This is a genomic window from Bacillus sp. SIMBA_005, from assembly GCF_046535585.1.
Lineage (GTDB): Bacteria > Bacillota > Bacilli > Bacillales > Bacillaceae > Bacillus > Bacillus pumilus.
On sequence record NZ_JAWRWI010000007.1, the window covers coordinates 172,453 to 189,221 of the forward strand.

At 42.8% G+C, this 16,769-nt stretch carries 13 protein-coding genes; 9 read left to right on the plus strand and 4 right to left on the minus strand.

Features of this window, described 5'->3' with window-relative positions:
• Positions 1-13 precede the first annotated feature (13 nt).
• From SB660_RS13480 to SB660_RS13490, 3 genes are all read left to right on the plus strand, one after another.
• On the plus strand, positions 14-574 hold the full coding sequence (locus tag SB660_RS13480; RefSeq protein ID WP_339165459.1) for a GNAT family N-acetyltransferase: 561 nt from the start codon (positions 14-16) through the stop codon (positions 572-574).
• A gap of 68 nt (positions 575-642) precedes the next feature.
• A complete protein-coding gene (locus SB660_RS13485) occupies positions 643-909 on the plus strand; it encodes a hypothetical protein (RefSeq protein ID WP_339165461.1) in 267 nt (88 codons plus the stop codon).
• A gap of 36 nt (positions 910-945) precedes the next feature.
• Complete coding sequence (locus tag SB660_RS13490; protein ID WP_081042294.1) at positions 946-1,206, plus strand: hypothetical protein; 261 nt, start codon at positions 946-948, stop codon at positions 1,204-1,206.
• Here the strand turns inward: SB660_RS13490 and SB660_RS13495 are convergent.
• The gene (locus SB660_RS13495) at positions 1,201-1,740 is read right to left on the minus strand and encodes a serine O-acetyltransferase (protein WP_235567023.1); all 540 of its coding nucleotides are present in this window, start codon (positions 1,738-1,740) and stop codon (positions 1,201-1,203) included. The two genes, SB660_RS13490 and SB660_RS13495, sit on opposite strands and share 6 nt — an antisense overlap.
• A 383-nt stretch (positions 1,741-2,123) precedes the next feature.
• Here SB660_RS13495 and SB660_RS13500 point away from each other — a divergent pair, with 383 nt between their 5' ends.
• From SB660_RS13500 to SB660_RS13525, 6 genes are read left to right on the plus strand one after another with little or no spacing between them, the layout of a single operon-like run.
• Positions 2,124-3,470 (plus strand): aspartate aminotransferase family protein, encoded by a 1,347-nt coding sequence (locus tag SB660_RS13500; protein ID WP_058014339.1) that lies wholly within the window; start codon positions 2,124-2,126, stop codon positions 3,468-3,470.
• The gene (locus SB660_RS13505) at positions 3,457-4,953 is read left to right on the plus strand and encodes a pyridoxal phosphate-dependent decarboxylase family protein (RefSeq protein ID WP_306011972.1); all 1,497 of its coding nucleotides are present in this window, start codon (positions 3,457-3,459) and stop codon (positions 4,951-4,953) included. The genes SB660_RS13500 and SB660_RS13505 overlap by 14 nt, the downstream gene beginning before the upstream one ends.
• A complete protein-coding gene (locus SB660_RS13510) occupies positions 4,950-6,731 on the plus strand; it encodes an IucA/IucC family protein (protein ID WP_323640128.1) in 1,782 nt (593 codons plus the stop codon). The genes SB660_RS13505 and SB660_RS13510 overlap by 4 nt, the downstream gene beginning before the upstream one ends.
• A complete protein-coding gene (locus tag SB660_RS13515; RefSeq protein ID WP_410582904.1) occupies positions 6,728-7,282 on the plus strand; it encodes a GNAT family N-acetyltransferase in 555 nt (184 codons plus the stop codon). The genes SB660_RS13510 and SB660_RS13515 overlap by 4 nt, the downstream gene beginning before the upstream one ends.
• Entirely contained in the window at positions 7,257-8,606 is a 1,350-nt protein-coding gene (locus SB660_RS13520) for a lysine N(6)-hydroxylase/L-ornithine N(5)-oxygenase family protein (protein WP_410582906.1), read from the plus strand. Before SB660_RS13515 ends, SB660_RS13520 begins: the two co-directional genes overlap by 26 nt.
• A gap of 13 nt (positions 8,607-8,619) precedes the next feature.
• Positions 8,620-10,434, plus strand: coding sequence for an IucA/IucC family protein (locus tag SB660_RS13525; protein ID WP_410582908.1), 1,815 nt, complete (start codon positions 8,620-8,622; stop codon positions 10,432-10,434).
• A gap of 41 nt (positions 10,435-10,475) precedes the next feature.
• Here SB660_RS13525 and SB660_RS13530 read toward each other — a convergent pair whose 3' ends face one another.
• The 3 genes from SB660_RS13530 to SB660_RS13540 form a co-directional block, all read right to left on the minus strand.
• Positions 10,476-11,333 carry a GNAT family N-acetyltransferase gene (locus SB660_RS13530; RefSeq protein WP_410582910.1) on the minus strand — a complete coding sequence of 286 codons (858 nt, stop codon included), beginning with the start codon at positions 11,331-11,333 and terminating at the stop codon, positions 10,476-10,478.
• A gap of 125 nt (positions 11,334-11,458) precedes the next feature.
• Entirely contained in the window at positions 11,459-14,887 is a 3,429-nt protein-coding gene (gene metH, locus SB660_RS13535) for a methionine synthase (protein ID WP_410582912.1), read from the minus strand.
• Positions 14,871-16,712, minus strand: coding sequence for a bifunctional homocysteine S-methyltransferase/methylenetetrahydrofolate reductase (locus SB660_RS13540; RefSeq protein WP_268498106.1), 1,842 nt, complete (start codon positions 16,710-16,712; stop codon positions 14,871-14,873). The genes metH and SB660_RS13540 overlap by 17 nt, the downstream gene beginning before the upstream one ends.
• Between the last annotated feature and the right edge of the window lie 57 nt (positions 16,713-16,769).

Below are 16,769 nucleotides of genomic sequence, written 5' to 3' on the forward strand. Positions count from 1 at the left end.
GGAACGTGAACAGATGAAAAGGGAAAAGGAAAAGCTTGTGAGCATACGACCATTAAATGAAGCTGATTTAGAGATGGTATGGTATTTAAGATTCAAAGCACCAGACCAGTCCTATCGAAAGTGGAATGCCCCATATTTTCATGAACACGAAATCCCGCTTGCTGCATTTAAAAAACGATACTTACAGGATACATCCATTCCGCCAAAGCTATATGGTATTGAAATAGACGGCGAAATCAAAGGCACCGTGTCATATTATTGGGAGAATGAACGTACACGGTGGCTTGAATGCGGCATCCTCATTTATGATTCGCGTTTTTGGAGCGGTGGCGTTGGGACAAAGGCGTTAAGTCTATGGACAGATGAGTTATTTACACACATTGATATTCCTCGAATTGGTCTTACTACATGGTCGGGAAATGAACGAATGATGCGGTGCGCAGAGAAATGCGGATTTGTCCTTGAAGGAAGGCTGCGAAAGGTCCGTTACTATCAAGGAGAATATTATGATTCGATGCGCTATGGGATGCTGCGTGAGGAATGGAAAAGCCTTCTGCAATATTCAACAGAATAATTCCTTTTCTTTTTAGTACAAAAGTAGCTTATGATTGAATAATCTAAAAAAGAAGGGCGGCGAATGAGTTGCGTTGGATTACCGGATGGTTTGTGTCGATCATAGTGGGCGCTTACCTATTTGTAGATGCGCCTAAACAAGGAAAGAATAAATGGCTGTGGGCGATTTTAGGCCTTTTATTCGGGCTCTTTACATTTGGAATATACCTGATCAAAACAGGAAGAAAAGGATTGGGCTGGACGGTTCTGATCGTGTCCATTATCATCTATTCTATTTTCATTCTAGTCTATGTTTTTTATTTCTTATTGCTGATTATCGGATATTCAAACGCATAATAGAAAGCACGAGTGTACATAAGGAGGAGTTTGGACGTGAGACTTACAGGGTTATTCGTTTCACTTGCTGTTGCCATTTATTTATGGTTTGATGCGCCAAAGCATGATAAAGACAAATGGCTGTGGGCCATTTTAGGTATATTATTTAGTACGATCGTTCTCGGTATTTATTTGATCAAGACAGAGAGGAAGGGACTTGGCTGGACCATTCTTATTTTAACGATTTTGTTTTACCTCATGCTGCTCATCTCTGTTTTGATCGGTATCATTCTTTTTTATCAGGTAGGTCCTTCATGATGAAGGGCTTTTTTCTTTTACCTTTTGCGCCGGCACACCTGCAATCACAATTTTCTCCTCGTGGAAGGAACGGTTTACCACAGCATTTGCTCCAATTGAAATATGATCTGCAATATAGATATCCCCAAACAGCTTAGCACCTGGGCCGATCCACACATGATCCCCAATGGTTGGTACATCTTTTTCATGATGATTCTGACCAATATTCACCCCTTGATGAATATCACAAAATGCCCCAATTTTTGCATGCTTGTTCACAATTAAGAGACCCGTATGATTGATTCTAAGACCGGGGCCGAAGACACCAATCGGGATATCAAAACCAAGCTGCATGCCTTTCTTTTTATGTAAATAGCGATAAAGCCATTTGCGAATTGTAGCACCACTATTAGAATAGTATTCATATTTTCGTAAAATCCTTTGATATTTCCATATATCATCTCCAAACCGCTTAGGTCGTTTGCGCTTAATGGCTAATGCTTTCTTGTCCTGAGCTAAGTAGTGGTGAAGATCATGCTTTGTTAAAATCATCATATCCCTCTCCATCCCCTTTTGTTTCAGAGAAATTATACCATTATAACCATTTATATCAATTTAGAATGACGTTTCTTTTTTTCCTTTTCTACATCACTTTCATCCACTTTCCCATATAAAATAAGTGCTTTGTCATGAATAGAACAAAAGAACCAGGAAAAATGATTTGTAATTTTTTTCTACATTATTCCGTCTCACGCGTTTATTCTCCTTATAGCAGTAGAGGTTTGTCAAAATGACACGAAATTACTCGTTAAATAGAGAATATAGCATTCATATGCTTTTAGAATCATCTTTTTGAATACAATTGACTTTCATATCTCACATCCTCTAGGCTAGTAAATGAAAATGATAATCTTTATCAATTGGAGGAGTGTTTTATTATGTCCATCAAAACCGTTTCTAAAAATCAGCAATTTTTGGAGCAGCAAAGTCAAAGAGAATCGAATGCAAGGTCTTATCCGAGACGGTTCCCATTAGCCATGCAAAAAGCCGAAGGTATGATCGTGACAGATGCGGATGGTAGAGAGTTTTACGACTGTCTGGCAGGCGCAGGAACACTTGCACTTGGTCACAATCATCCAGTTGTTATAGATGCAATTGAACGTATGCTTCATGAAAAAAGACCATTGCATACGCTGGACATAACCTCAGAAATTAAAGAAGAATTTGTGAATGAAATTTTTTCTCACTTGCCAGAAGAGTTTGCAAAAAGAGCCAAAATTCAATTTTGTGGACCAACTGGTGGTGATGCCATAGAAGCAGCGATTAAATTAGTCAAAACAGCGACAGGGAATCGAAGCATTCTATCATTCCATGGTGCGTATCACGGTGCGACACATGCCACGATGTCATTAAGTGGGAATTTATCTCCGAAGGAAAGAGTGCAAGGGTTAATACCTGATGTTCATTTTATGCCTTACCCATATGAATATCGCTGCCCATTTGGCATTGGTGGGAGGGATTCGCACCGCATTTCAAGTTCGTATATTGAGCGCGTATTAAATGATCCTGAAAGTGGTATTCTTCCGCCAGCCGGCATGATCTTTGAAGCAGTGCAAGGCGAGGGGGGCTCCATTCCAGCATCGATTGAATGGATGAAAGAAATGAGAAGAATCACAAAAGAAAAAGGGATCCCACTCATTATTGATGAGGTTCAATCAGGCATCGGCCGAACAGGGAAGATGTTTGCCTTTGAACATGCAGGAATTGTACCTGACGTTATTGTGCTGTCAAAAGCCATTGGTGGAAGCCTGCCGCTTTCAGTGGTGATTTATGATCAAGATTTAGATCAATGGAATCCAGGTGCACATATCGGAACATTTAGAGGAAATCAAATGGCAATGGCTGCTGGAACCGCTACGCTTAAATTTATCAAAGAAAATAACCTGCTTGATCATGTAGAACGGTTAGGAGATCGTATGCAGGCGCATCTCAAAGACATCCAAAAACAAGTCCCTGCTCTCGGTGATGTTCGAGGAAGAGGTTTAATGATTGGCGTTGAAGTAGTCAATCCAAATGAGAAACAGGATGTTGACGGAAGCTATCCAGCGAATCCAGAGCTGGCCAGTCTTATTCAAAAGAATTGCTTCGACAAAGGGTTAATTGTGGAGACAGGAGGCCGTTTCGGAAGTGTCATTCGATTCCTGCCACCACTCATTATGACAGAAGAACAGCTTGAAAAAGTCATCGCTATTTTTAAAGAGGCCGTGTACGATGCAATCAACTAAGGCTTCAGTGGATTCATTATTTATTAATCAAAGCCAGCTTGGAAGAGAGTCCTTCCAAGCGGCTCTTCATACATCTATCGACAGCTTACTGGATCAATGGCAAAAAGACACAGGACCATATAGTGGAATATTGCCTGGGAAATTAGCGGCTAGTGTCGAATCACTATTTCGATTTCAACCGTCTGGTGAATCCATTGAATCTGTCTTTCAAGATATAAAAGAACATCTTTTGCCGCATTTGATTGATGTATCGCATCCTAAATGCTTGGCACATCTGCATTGTCCACCGCTCATTCCTGCACTTGCCGCAGAGGTGATGGTAAGTTCCTTTAACCAATCAATGGATTCCTTTGATCAAAGCGGTATTGCTTCTTTGGTTGAGGAAGAAATTCTCGAGTGGCTATGTGCGAAGTTTTCTTATGGCGGGCAAGCAGATGGGACATTTACAAGCGGTGGAACCCAATCTAACTACATGGGGCTGCTTCTGGCGAGAGATGCCTTTTGTGAAAACACATGGCAGTGGAATGTTCAGCAGAAAGGCTTACCAAGTGAATCTTACCGCCTGAGAATCCTTTGCTCAAAGAATGCTCACTTCACTGTGAAAAAATCTGCCTCCCAGTTAGGTTTAGGAGAACAGGCAGTCGTACTAGTCGAGACAGATGAGCATCATCGAATGGACCTCAATGATTTGAAAAAGAAGCTGGCTGAGTTGAAGGAGCAGAACTTGCTGCCTTTTGCGGTAGTAGCCACTTGCGGGACAACGGATTTTGGCAGTATTGACCCAGTTCGAGAGGTATATGACCTCGTCAAGCCATACGGTCTTTGGATTCACGCAGATGCTGCCTACGGCGGAGCACTTGTATTAAGCGAAACCTACCGTAAGAAGTTAGAAGGTATTGAGCTTGCTGATTCAATCACGATTGACTTTCACAAACAATTTTATCAGCCGATATCCTGCGGGGCATTTTTGCTAAAGGATAAGAGACATTTTGGTTTGATCAATTATCATGCCGATTATCTTAATCCAAAGGAAGACGAGCTCGATGGTATTCTACATCTCGTCAATAAATCTGTCCAAACGACGCGCCGGTTTGATGCTCTGAAATTACTTCTTTCTCTTCGTTTAATTGGAGAAGAAGGCTTTGGGGACATCATTGACCATACCATTCATTTTGCAAAGGATGTGGCTGCGCTTATTGAGAGAAATGATGACCTTGAAGTGATCAATCCTGAGCCAGAAATCAATGCAGTTGTGTTCCGGTTTAAGGACGACGACCAAGCAGATGACGTCAATAAAATCATTCATCGGACATTATTCAAAACAGGAACTGCTGTCATTGCAAAAACAGTGGTTAATGACCGAACATGCTTAAAATTCACTTTGTTAAATCCGAGAACGACAATCACACATATTGAGGAAATCCTTTCTGACATCGTTGATATCGGGATTGCTCATATTCAATCCGGGAGGGTACTACGTTGAGTCAATATAAACAAATGGCTGAAAATGCAACCATGCAAAGCTTTTTAAACTGTTTTTTACGCGAAACAGGAATCGATCGATCTGCTAAAAAAGAGGTGAGAGCAGATGGCTCGCTTGTCTTTATCGCAGAACTAGCAAAACAAGATCTAGAGCTTGTGATTCCGATCCGATATGTTTCATCTGTTGGCCGTCATCTCTTTGATTTTCCGATTCGCTTTCGCCCGCAAGGCAGTGAACAAGAGGGCGCAATCGTCGATTACACGACACTTGTTGCTTTATGTTCAAAGGAGCTTCTCATTGAATATGGCCGTACAGATGCAGAGGATGAATTCATGCTTCGCATCATTTTAAGCTGCCGAAATATTGAACGGTTCTTAAAGGAGCGAGAAAGTGATCGATCCGCTCTTTCTGAAGCCGATTTTGAGTATATCGAGGCTGAGCAGTCACTTCTACTTGGTCATTTAACGCATCCTACCCCAAAAAGCAGACAAGGAATGACAGAGGAGGAGGAAGCAATCTATTCTCCTGAGCTGAAAGGGACTTTCCAGCTTCATTACTTTAAAGCGCATCATTCGATTGTGCTTCAGGATTCGTCTATTACACAGTCTGCGGCTAGTCTCATGCTAGAGGAGCTCTTGCGCCAAGTGCCAGAAGAAAAAGAGAGACTGAATACGTTAGTAGAAAACGGAGAATATGTGCTCATTCCGATTCATCCGCTTCAAGTGAAGGTGGTCATGGAGAAAGCGTTCGTGAACCGTTATATAGAGGAAGGGAAACTCTCTTATTTAGGACCGATGGGATCTGAATACACAGCGACCTCATCTTTCAGAACCGTCTATCAAAAGGATTCTGCTTACATGCTCAAATTCTCTGTTCCTGTGAAAATTACAAACTCCTTACGTGTTAATAAACAAAAGGAACTGGATCGCGGTGTAGAGATGTCGCGCATTTTAAAAACAGAATTAGGCGTTTCTTTATACGACAAATTTTCTGGATTCCGGGTCATTGAAGATCCCGCCTATTTATCCATTCAAGGAGAAGAGGCGGAATCTGGCTTTGAAGTAGTCATTCGTCAAAATCCATTTTTACATCGTGAAAAAGGGGCAAGCTTAATTGCTGGATTGTGTCAGGATCATGCGTATGGTGGAAAATCGCGATTAGCAGGGATCATTCATGACCTTGCAGACGCAGAAGGTCGATCAACGAATGATGTAAGCCAAGATTGGTTTAAGCAATATTTAACCATTTCGTTAGAACCGATGCTTTGGCTGTTTGAAACGTATGGTCTTGCGCTTGAAGCCCATCAGCAAAACGCTGTTGTGCAAATGAAGGATGGTTACCCGCACACCTTCTATTATCGTGACAACCAAGGCTACTATTATAGTGAATCGAAAAAGGATAAACTCGCAAATCTTGTTCAAAACCTGAGCGTGAGAAGTGAAACGATTTGTGCAGATGAAGTAGCCGTTGAGAGACTGCGTTATTATTTCTTCTTTAATCATATATTTGGTCTTATTAACGGCTTTGGTACAGAAGGTCTGGCGAAAGAAGAAGACTTGCTCGCGCTTGTGAGAGACACATTGCTCGCTCATGAGGAAACATACGGTGCATCTGAACTGACAAACAGCCTACTTCGCTCAAAGGAACTCCCTTCAAAAGCGAATTTGCTGACACGGTTTGAAGATATGGATGAGCTGACAGGATCTCTGGAAACACAGTCTCGTTACACAGCTGTCTTGAATCCGCTCTTTTTACATAAGGAGGCGCTGATTGGATGAGGCATCGTATTCATTTTATTCGGGCTGAATATGAAAGGGACGTCCGGCTTGTCCACAAGTGGATGCAAGAGGAGTATGTTCACCCATTTTGGCATTTGAATATTCCGTTTCCTGCTTTTGAAAAGCATTTTTATCAGGCAATTCATGATCCGCATCAAACCCTTTATTTAGGCACAATTGATGGGACACCCATGAGTTATTTTGAGGCGTACAACGTCAAAGGTGACATCATTGAATCCTACTATGAGCCTTCTCCGCATGATCAAGGAATCCATCTATTAATAGGGGAGCCGGATTATGTGGGAAAAGGTTTTGCTGCTCCGCTGCTTCAGGCCATGACAGCATTCCAATTTGAGCAGAACAAACGAACAGAAAAAATCGTCGCTGAGCCGGATATTCGCAATGAAAAAATGATCCATGTATTTGAAAAATGCGGCTTTGAACGTGTAAAACCAGTCAAATTACCCGATAAAACCGGTCTTTTGATGTTTTGTGATCGAGAACGATTCGAAAGGAAGTATAACCATGACGCGGTTCAACAAGCAAAATAATGTAGTGGATGTAATAGGAATCGGCATTGGTCCGTTTAACTTAGGTCTTGCCGCATTATCTGAAGAGGTAAATGAAATTGACGCTTTGTTTTTTGAAAGAAGTGAAGCCTTTCATTGGCACCCAGGGATGCTTATTGAGGGGACAACACTGCAGGTTCCCTTTTTAGCGGACCTTGTCAGTATGGCAGATGTGAAAAGTAAATATAGCTTTCTTAACTACTTACAGGAACAAAACCGTTTGTATTCATTTTACTTTCTAGAGGATTTTCATATCCCGCGCAAGGAATATAGTCATTATTGCCGCTGGGTCGCAGACCAGTTAGACTCTTGCCGATTTGGCATGAATGTCGAATCTGTCTCATTGATCGAGAAAGCAGGAGAAAAGCGTTATGAAGTGCATGTTCGTCATGTGAAAGACAAAACGGTAGAGGTGTTTGAAAGTAAGCATCTCGTCTTAGGAATTGGTACACAGCCGGCGATACCAGCATCGCTCCAGCCAGCTTTAGGAGAGAAGGTTTTTCATTCCGCCGACTATTTAAAACGAAAAAAAGAAGGCTGTTTCAAAGGGAAATCTGTGACAGTGATCGGCTCTGGTCAAAGTGCGGCAGAAGTGTTCTATGATATTTTATCAGATGATGAGGCGAAGGATATTCACTGGTTCACACGCTCTAAAGGATTTTTCCCAATGGAATATTCAAACCTTGGTCTTGAATATTTCTCTCCAGATTATATTGATTTTTTTTATGAGCTTCCGCAAACAAAAAAGGATGCGTTGTTAAAGCAGCAGGACTTGCTGTATAAGGGCATCAGCTCTGCAATGATCCGTGATATTTATCATTTGCTATATGAACGTTCTGCCTGCGGAAAGCAGTTGAACACAGTGCTTCAAGCGATGACAGAGGTTAACTTGATTGAGGAAACATCTCGCGGCTTGTCTCTTTCATGCACGCAATGGGTCAAGGAGGATACCTTTACCCATGAGACAGATATTGTCGTGCTGGCGACGGGCTATCAATCGGTACTGCCCCCGTTTATCAACCCAATTTCTCATCACATTCAATGGGACGATCAAGGGCGGTTCCAAGTTGAACGTGAATATCGCTTGAAAACAAATACAATGGGTGAAAATGATATTTTTGTCCAAAATGCAGAGCTTCATACACATGGCGTTGGCGCTCCGGATTTAGGGCTTGGTGCTTACCGAAATAGTGTGATTATCAATGAACTTGCTCGTCAAACTGTGTATCCACTTTATCAAAAGCACGTCTTCCAGACATTTGGTACACATATGAACGTCAACACATTTGAAGCAATCAAAGGTTAAGGAGGATGAAGCGATGAGTGTACAAGATGAATTGAAAAAAGCGGTGAATCCTGCTGCTTGGAAAAAGGCAAACCAGCGAATGGTGGCAAAAATGCTGTCTGAATATATGTATGAGGATATGCTTCATCCCGTGCAGCTAGATCATAAGGATGGCATTGCTCAGTATGAATTAATCATTCACGAACAGAAGAAATATCGCTATCTTGCAAAACCTCGTTTGTTTGATAGTTTTGATACAATCGCTGAATCAATCGAGTGCTGTCAAGATGGAAAATGGTCAAAGGATGTCAGTGCAATCGTGTTTTTACTAGACATTCAGCCGCTCATTCCAATGTCTTCTGAGACAACAGGACATCTTATAAAAGAGCTTCACCATACCCTGTTAGCGGATGTCCATTTGCTTTCGAAAAAAGCACTTAGTGCGGATGAGTTAACAGATACTGATTATGCATGGATTGAAGGAGAGATGACAGGCCATCCTTGGATTGTGTATAACAAAGGACGCATTGGATTCAGTTACGATGACTACCTAGCCTATGCACCTGAAAGGCAAGAAAGTGTGCAGCTGTCTTGGATTGCTGTTCACCGGGACCTTGCGACATTCCATGCAGTCGATCATGAAAACTATGAGCAGGTAATCGCCAAAGAGTTAGATGAAGTCACGATCCGTCAATTTCACCGCGTGCTAAAGGATGAAGGATTGATTGCAGCTGATTATTATTTGATGCCTGTTCATAAGTGGCAGTGGACACACATGATTATTCAGCATTTCCCGGAAGATTTGGCGATGCGCCGGATTGTGTATGTAGGAGAGGGACTGGACCAATATATCCCGCAGCAGTCGATCAGAACCTTTACGAACATCTCAAATAAAGGCAAGCATCATATTAAACTGCCAATGAGTATTTTAAATACGCTTGTGTACCGGGGACTTCCGTCAGAACGGACAGTCATTGCTCCTCGTATTACAGCGCATATTAAAGGGATTGCGGACCAAGATTCATTTTTATCTGATGTTTGCCGCGTGATATTACCTGGTGAGAATGCAAGTATTAATGTCGATCATCCTTACTATAGCAAACTCCCTGGTGCGCCGTATCAATATCTTGAGATGCTCGGTGTGATTTTTAGAGAAAGCATTTACTCGTACTTAGATGAAGGAGAGACCCCTGTTACACTTGCGGCACTCACCTATGAGGATCATGAAGGTGAGCCATATGTGAAACAGCTGATTGAAAAATCAGGTCTCTCAGCTAAAGAGTGGATGGCGAAATTTTTCCATGTGGTCATGCCGCCGCTGCTGCATTTTATGTATCAATACGGCACCGTCTTTTCACCGCACGGACAAAATACGATTCTTGTGTTAAAAGATCATCAGCCTCATCGTTTGGCGATCAAAGATTTTGTTGACGATGTGAACATTAGTGATCAGCCGCTGCCTGAATTGGCTTCTCTAGGAGACGATTTAAAAGAAGTGCTGCGGAGTGAACCGCCGGAAGGCTTAGTGCAGTTTATCTTTACAGGATTGTTTATTTGCAACCTGCGTTACGTATCAAACGTGTTAGAGAACCATCAGCTATTAGATGAAGTGACACTTTGGAGCTTGCTTGCCGAAGAAATTCAGCAGTATCAAAAGCAATTCCCACAGCTGAAGGACCGTTTTGAACTATTTGATCTATTCCAGCCGAAGCTGACAAAGCTGTGCTTAAATCGTAATCGAATGATTGATTATGGGTATGGAGACGGAGATGACCGCCCGCATGCATCAGAGCATGGAAAGGTCACAAATGCACTCGCGCATGTTCTTTCGTCCACCTGTGAGAAGTAATAGAAAAGCTGTAGACACAAGTGTCTACAGCTTTTTATATATTACGAAAATGCTTGAGAGGCAAGGAAATAAAGAAGGGAGGGATCGTTCAGCTTTTCTTTTCCGCGAATCATCATAAAATGAGCTTTGTTTGTTTTCGTAAAACCTGCTTCAACAAGTGATTCATGGAGGCGCTCAGCTGTTTCTTCCTGCATATCTAAACGAATCGGACCCGAATAAGACGAAATGAGCGAACGAATCAGCGAGAGAGCTGTAAGTTCATCATTTGCAGCAAGCGGTCCAATCATTAAATTGGCAGGTGTTTTAACGCCAAACGCAAAGCCCGTTGTTTCATGATGTTTATTCTTTGCAATGATACGCTGCGCTGCCCGATTCATCCGGTTTTTTAAAAAGCTTGAACGATTTGTGCCCGCGGCTTTTTCATCAAGTGCTTCCATACACGGAAGGTGCGATTCATCGGCAGGAGACAGGTAAATGTCATCTGACACACGAAGCGGCTCTTGGTTGGGGTTTTGTGCTTTGTAAGTCGTAATGTAACCAGCCGTGTGAAATCCGATTTTTTCGTAAACAGGCCGCCCCTGAACAGTCGCGGTTAAAACGACTGGAATGCTTTCATCACATTGATCTAGCAGAGTGTCAATCATTTTCCTTGCAAGACCTAAGCCGCGATGTGTCCTAGATACAATGACGGCGCCAATTGATGCCATTCGTTCATATTGGAAAAGTCCTGCACATGAGATGACTTGTCCATCCGCCGTTGAAAAACCTGTGAAATACCCACTTGTTAAAAGAGATGTGAGCTCTTCCGCATTGTAATCAGGCCAGTCTACCTCTTGTGACAATGCGATAAGATCTGGTATGTCATCGAGTGTTAATGCTCGTTGAACAACGTTTGTCATGACATGCAACTCCTTCTTAGCTGAATTCATCTATGTGTATCGTACCATAAGAAGGTATACTGTAAAAATTGAAGTTTATCTAATCTTCCCATCAAAAAAGGACCTCCAATTTCGGAGGTCCTGCATTAATGAACATTAAAATATCGAGCTTCAGGATGAGAAACGACGATTGCTGAAACAGATGCTTCAGGTTCCATCATAAATCCTTCTGTCAGATGGATGCCGATTTTTTCAGGCTGAAGCAGCTTGAACAGCTTTTCTTGGTCTTCAAGATTTGGGCAAGCGGGATAACCAAAGGAATAGCGCTGCCCTTGATATTTCGCTTGGAATCGTTTTTCCATTGTGAAATCGACCGGGTCAGGGAAGCCCCATTTGTCACGAATCACTTGGTGGGTTCTTTCGGCTAATCCTTCTGCAAGCTCAAGCGCCAGAGCTTGAACCGCATGCATTTTTAAATAATCTCCTTCTTGCTTAAATTGCTGCGCGACTTCACGTATACGCGCTCCGGTTGTGACAGCAAATAAGGCAATATAATCTTTCTCCTTTTCACCGCTTCCCCGCACATAATCAGAAATGGAGCGATATGGAAGCTTCTCCTGTCTTGGGAATTGGAACGTTTCAATGATACGGTCAGGCGCTTTGGGATCATAAATATGCAGATCATTTCCGTTAGAACTGGCAGGATAAAATTGATAGACAAATGCAGGCGCAAACCAGTTTTTCTCTCTGCCTTCGTTTAGAAGATCTGTGACAAGCTGCTTTAATTCCAATGCTTTTGGATGCTGTTCGGCCAACAGCTTTTTCACCTTTCCTTTTAATCCAAGGTGGTGGCCAATGAGCATTTGTTCATTCACATAAGGCATAATGTGATGCAGGTCGATGTCTCTTACATAATGACGTGCCGTATTTTCTGGTGTGAAAATAGGTGCCTCAGGGAGTGCCGCACGTTTTTCTAGTAATTCAATGACAGCTTGTGGCTGCTTTGTTTCTTTCTCTTTGACAGGAGCCACAGGCTCTTCATCTGGCTTTATTTGAAACTGAAGAGGATTTGCTTTTAACTCATTGGCTAAAGATAAGCCGTCCATCGCATCTTTTGCGTAAAGGACCGGTCCGTCATAATGAGGCGAAATCTTCATTTTCGTAAATTTCCGAGAAAGTGCAGCACCGCCGACCAAAATGGGCACTGAAATATTCGCCTTTTGTAAATCCTGAGCGGTGAGGACCATTTGCTGGGCTGACTTCACGAGTAATCCTGATAATCCAATCATATCTGGCTTTTCTTTTTGCACAGCTTCGATCAATGTTTGCGGTGTCACCTTGATTCCGAGGTCGACCACTTGAAAGCCGTTATTACTCAAAATGATGTCGACAAGGTTTTTCCCAATATCATGGACATCTCCTTTTACAGTGGCAAGTAGAATTTTACCTTTCCCGCTTGCATGCTGCTTTTCCATATATTGTTCGAGATACGATACAGAAGCCTTCATGACCTCTGCCGATTGAAGCACTTCCGCCACAATCAGTTCGTTTTGATTAAAAAGACGACCAACCTCAGCCATTCCCTGCATTAACGGACCATTGATGATATGAAGTGGTGATTCAAATTGCTGTAGAGCAAGGGATAAATCATCGATAAGACCTTCTTTTGTTCCTTCGACGACATAGAGTGCCAGCCTTTCATCAAGTGATAAGGAGATCTTTGGTTTTTTCTCCGTTTTCTTTTTGCCGCGGTAAAATTGGGTGAATTCAGCAAGGGTTTGATCATTTGTTTCATAGAGCAACATTTCAGCGAGCTTGATTTCTTCCTTTGGAATAGAAGCGAAGCGTTCAAGCTTTTCTGTATTCACAATGGCGTAGTCAAGTCCTGCTTGGACGCAGTGATACAAGTAGACAGCATTCAAGATTTCTCTCCCAAGAGGCGGGAGTCCAAAAGACACGTTGCTGATGCCTAAAATCGTCAGACACTCAGGCAGTTTTTCCTTGATCATTTTGATGCCTTTGATCGTTTCTTCGGCAGCGCCAATATACTGCTCGTCTCCAGTCCCCACTGGAAAGACAAGTGGATCAAAAATGATGTCACTTGCGGGAATGCCATATTTCTTCGTTAATAGATCATGAGAGCGTACCGCAATCTCGAGCTTTCGTTCTGCTGTTACAGCCATCCCTGTTTCATCGATCGTGCCGACAACAAGTGCACCACCGTACAGCTTCACAAGTGGAAGAATTTCTTCAAAGCGTTCTTCGCCATCCTCAAGGTTAATAGAATTGATGATGGCTTTCCCTTGGGAATATGTCAGCGCCTTTTCGATCACGTGTTTATCCGTTGAATCAATGACAAAAGGGGCTTTGACTTTTTTCATAGCCTCTTGTAAAAAACCTTCCATGTCTGCCGCCTCATCGCGGTCTGGATCAGCGAGACACACATCAATCACGTGAGCACCGTTTTTTACCTGTGCACGAGCAACTTCTGACGCTTCTTCAAACTTTTGTTCCGCAATGAGTCGTTTGAATTTGCGTGAACCAATCACGTTGGTCCGTTCTCCTACAAAAAGAGGTCGCATTGATTCCTCATATAGTAGGGGCTCAATTCCTGATACAGTATGCTGAGACGATTCATGCGTGATGTGACGCGGCTGAATCGTGCGTACTTCATCTGACAATGCCTGTATATGTGCAGGTGTTGTTCCGCAGCAGCCGCCAACAATATTTAACCAGCCTTCCTTGGCAAAGGCGGAAATTTTTTTAGCAAGTGAAGCTGGGGATTCATGATATTGACCTTCTTCATCTGGGAGACCAGCATTTGGATAGCAGCTAACCGCTGACTTGGCGATGGAGGATAGCGTGCGGATATGGTCTGTCATAAATTCAGGACCCGTCGCACAGTTCAGACCGACACTCATCGGTTTCATATGCTCAAGAGAAATATAAAAGGCTTCAATATCCTGACCAGCAAGGGTCGTGCCCATCGGTTCAATCGTACCTGATACCATGAGAGGCAGCTCAATACCTGTCTGCTTGAAGGCTTCCTGAATGCCTTTGAAACCAGCTTTTACATTCAGCATGTCTTGACTTGTTTCTAAAAGAAGGGCATCACATTTGCCATCAATCAGGGCGCGTGCTTGCTCTTCATAGTTTCTGACGAGCTCATCGAAGGTTGTGCCGCCTGTCACAGATAATGTTTTCGTAGTGGGACCCATCGCACCTACAACAAATCGAGGCTGCTCCGGCGTGGAGAAACGGTCAGCTTCTTCCTTTGCCAGCTGGGCAGCCCGTGCATTGAGTTCATAGGCAAGGTGGCCAAGCCCGTATTCGTCAAGGACAAGCTTTGTAGCCCCGAACGTATTTGTTTCAATGAGATCGGCGCTTGCCTCAAGGTATTCTCTATGAATCGTGCGGATGATGTGAGGGGCTGTCACATTCAAATACTCGTTACAGCCCTCATACTCCTCGCCGCCAAAGTCTTCTGCTGTGAGATTGGCATTTTGAATCATGGTCCCCATTGCACCATCAAGGACGAGGATGCGTTTCTTCAGCTGTTCAGTGATAGTTGACATGGATGTTTGACTCCTTTTCTTTCTGATGAATGTAGGTGGTTAGTTCTGCTGTTAAGTCTGATCGAAGGAAAGGGGTAATTAAATAAATGCCATTAAACAATTCACAGGCTGTATCTAATAAAGAGCGGGCAATCGCTAAGCCTTCTGCTCGCTGCTTTTCTTTATCCTCACCAGCCCTCGCCATAATGTCACGAATGGAATCAGATAATTTGATGCCTGGAATTTCATGATGAATAAACTCCGCATTTCGACTGCTTGTTAACGGCATAATGCCAATATAAATCGGTTTATCTAAATGACGGCTCTCCTCATGAATTTTCACAAGCTGTTCCTCAGAATAAACAGGCTGTGAAATAAAATAATCAGCACCGTATTCGATTTTTTTCTCAAGACGTTTGACCGCTTTATCAATGTGACGAACATTCGGATTAAACGCGCCAGCTACTGAAAAATTGGTCTTTTTGCCAAGCGGTTTCCCTGAGAAAGAAAGGCCTTCGTTAAACTGCTTGATCAGCCGGATTAAATCAAAGGAGGTTAAATCATAAACCGACGTTGCACCTGGGAAATCCCCAATCTTAGAAGGATCGCCTGTAATGGCTAAAATATCAGTTAAACCAAGGGTGTCAAGACCCATCAAATGGGATTGAAGCCCAATTAAATTACGATCACGGCATGTGATATGGACGAGTGAACGCATATCAAGCTGCTGTTTCAATAATGCCCCGCAAGCCACATTGCTAATGCGCGGGGTTGCAAGAGAATTATCAGCTAATGTCAAGGCATCAATGCCTGCATTCTTTAACTCATTTGCCGCGACGAGAAATTTTTCGAAGTTCAGCTTCTTCGGCGGATCAAGCTCTACAATAATCGTCCGTTTTTTCGTAGCGAGCTCATCAAGACCTGGTTCAGTCCGCTGATCTTGAATCGAAATGATTTCTTCTTTTAAAACTTTCACTTCTTTTTCAGTGATCGGTGCTAAATCCTTGACCGCTTCAGCCATTGCTTGAATATGCTGAGGCGTTGTTCCGCAGCAGCCGCCGATAATACGTGCGCCTTGATTTCTAAATTCAAGTGCACTTTTTCGGAAATAATCGTTATCTGTATCATAGACGAGTCTGCCTTCTTCAAGAGAGGGAAGACTGCTGTTAGGATAGACTGATAAATGGGAATTTTCTAAAATTGGAACGCCTTCGAGTGCCTGAATCATATGATAAGGGCCCAGCCGGCAGTTGATGCCAACGACGTCTGCACCAAGAGAAGACAATTCAGATAAACTATCCTTGAGCGGTGTTCCATCCTGCAACACACCTTGTTCATGCATGGAGACGTTCATGACAATTGGGAGAGTCGTTTCTTTACGTGCAATTTGGAGAACGGCCTTCGCTTCTTCCATGTCATAATACGTTTCTAGCAATAATCCATCAGGCTGCTCGTTTAATAGAATGTATAGCTGCTCTCTAAAGCTTCGTTTAATTTCTTCAATCGTGTAGGCATTTTTGTTAAACGTTCGAATACCGCCGATCGTTCCAAGGACATAAGCGGAGCCTGCGGCTGCTTTTGCGATTTGTACCGCCTTTGTATTGATACGCTTTGTTTCTTCCTCTAAGCCGTAGCGGGATAGTTTAATATAATTTGCGCCGTACGTATTTGTTTGAATGATGTCTGCACCAGCCTGCACATATGCTTCGTGCACGCGCTTTACCTCATCTTCTTTCGATAAATTTAATTCTTCAAAGCAGCGGTCAATGCCGTAAGAGTATAAAAGTGTTCCCATTGCACCGTCAGCAATCAGTACGCGGTTTTGTAAATCTTGTAATAGGCCCATTGGTTTCCTCCTTATTTCTATGTAACAAAAAAAGCCTTCTGATAAGAAGAAGACTTT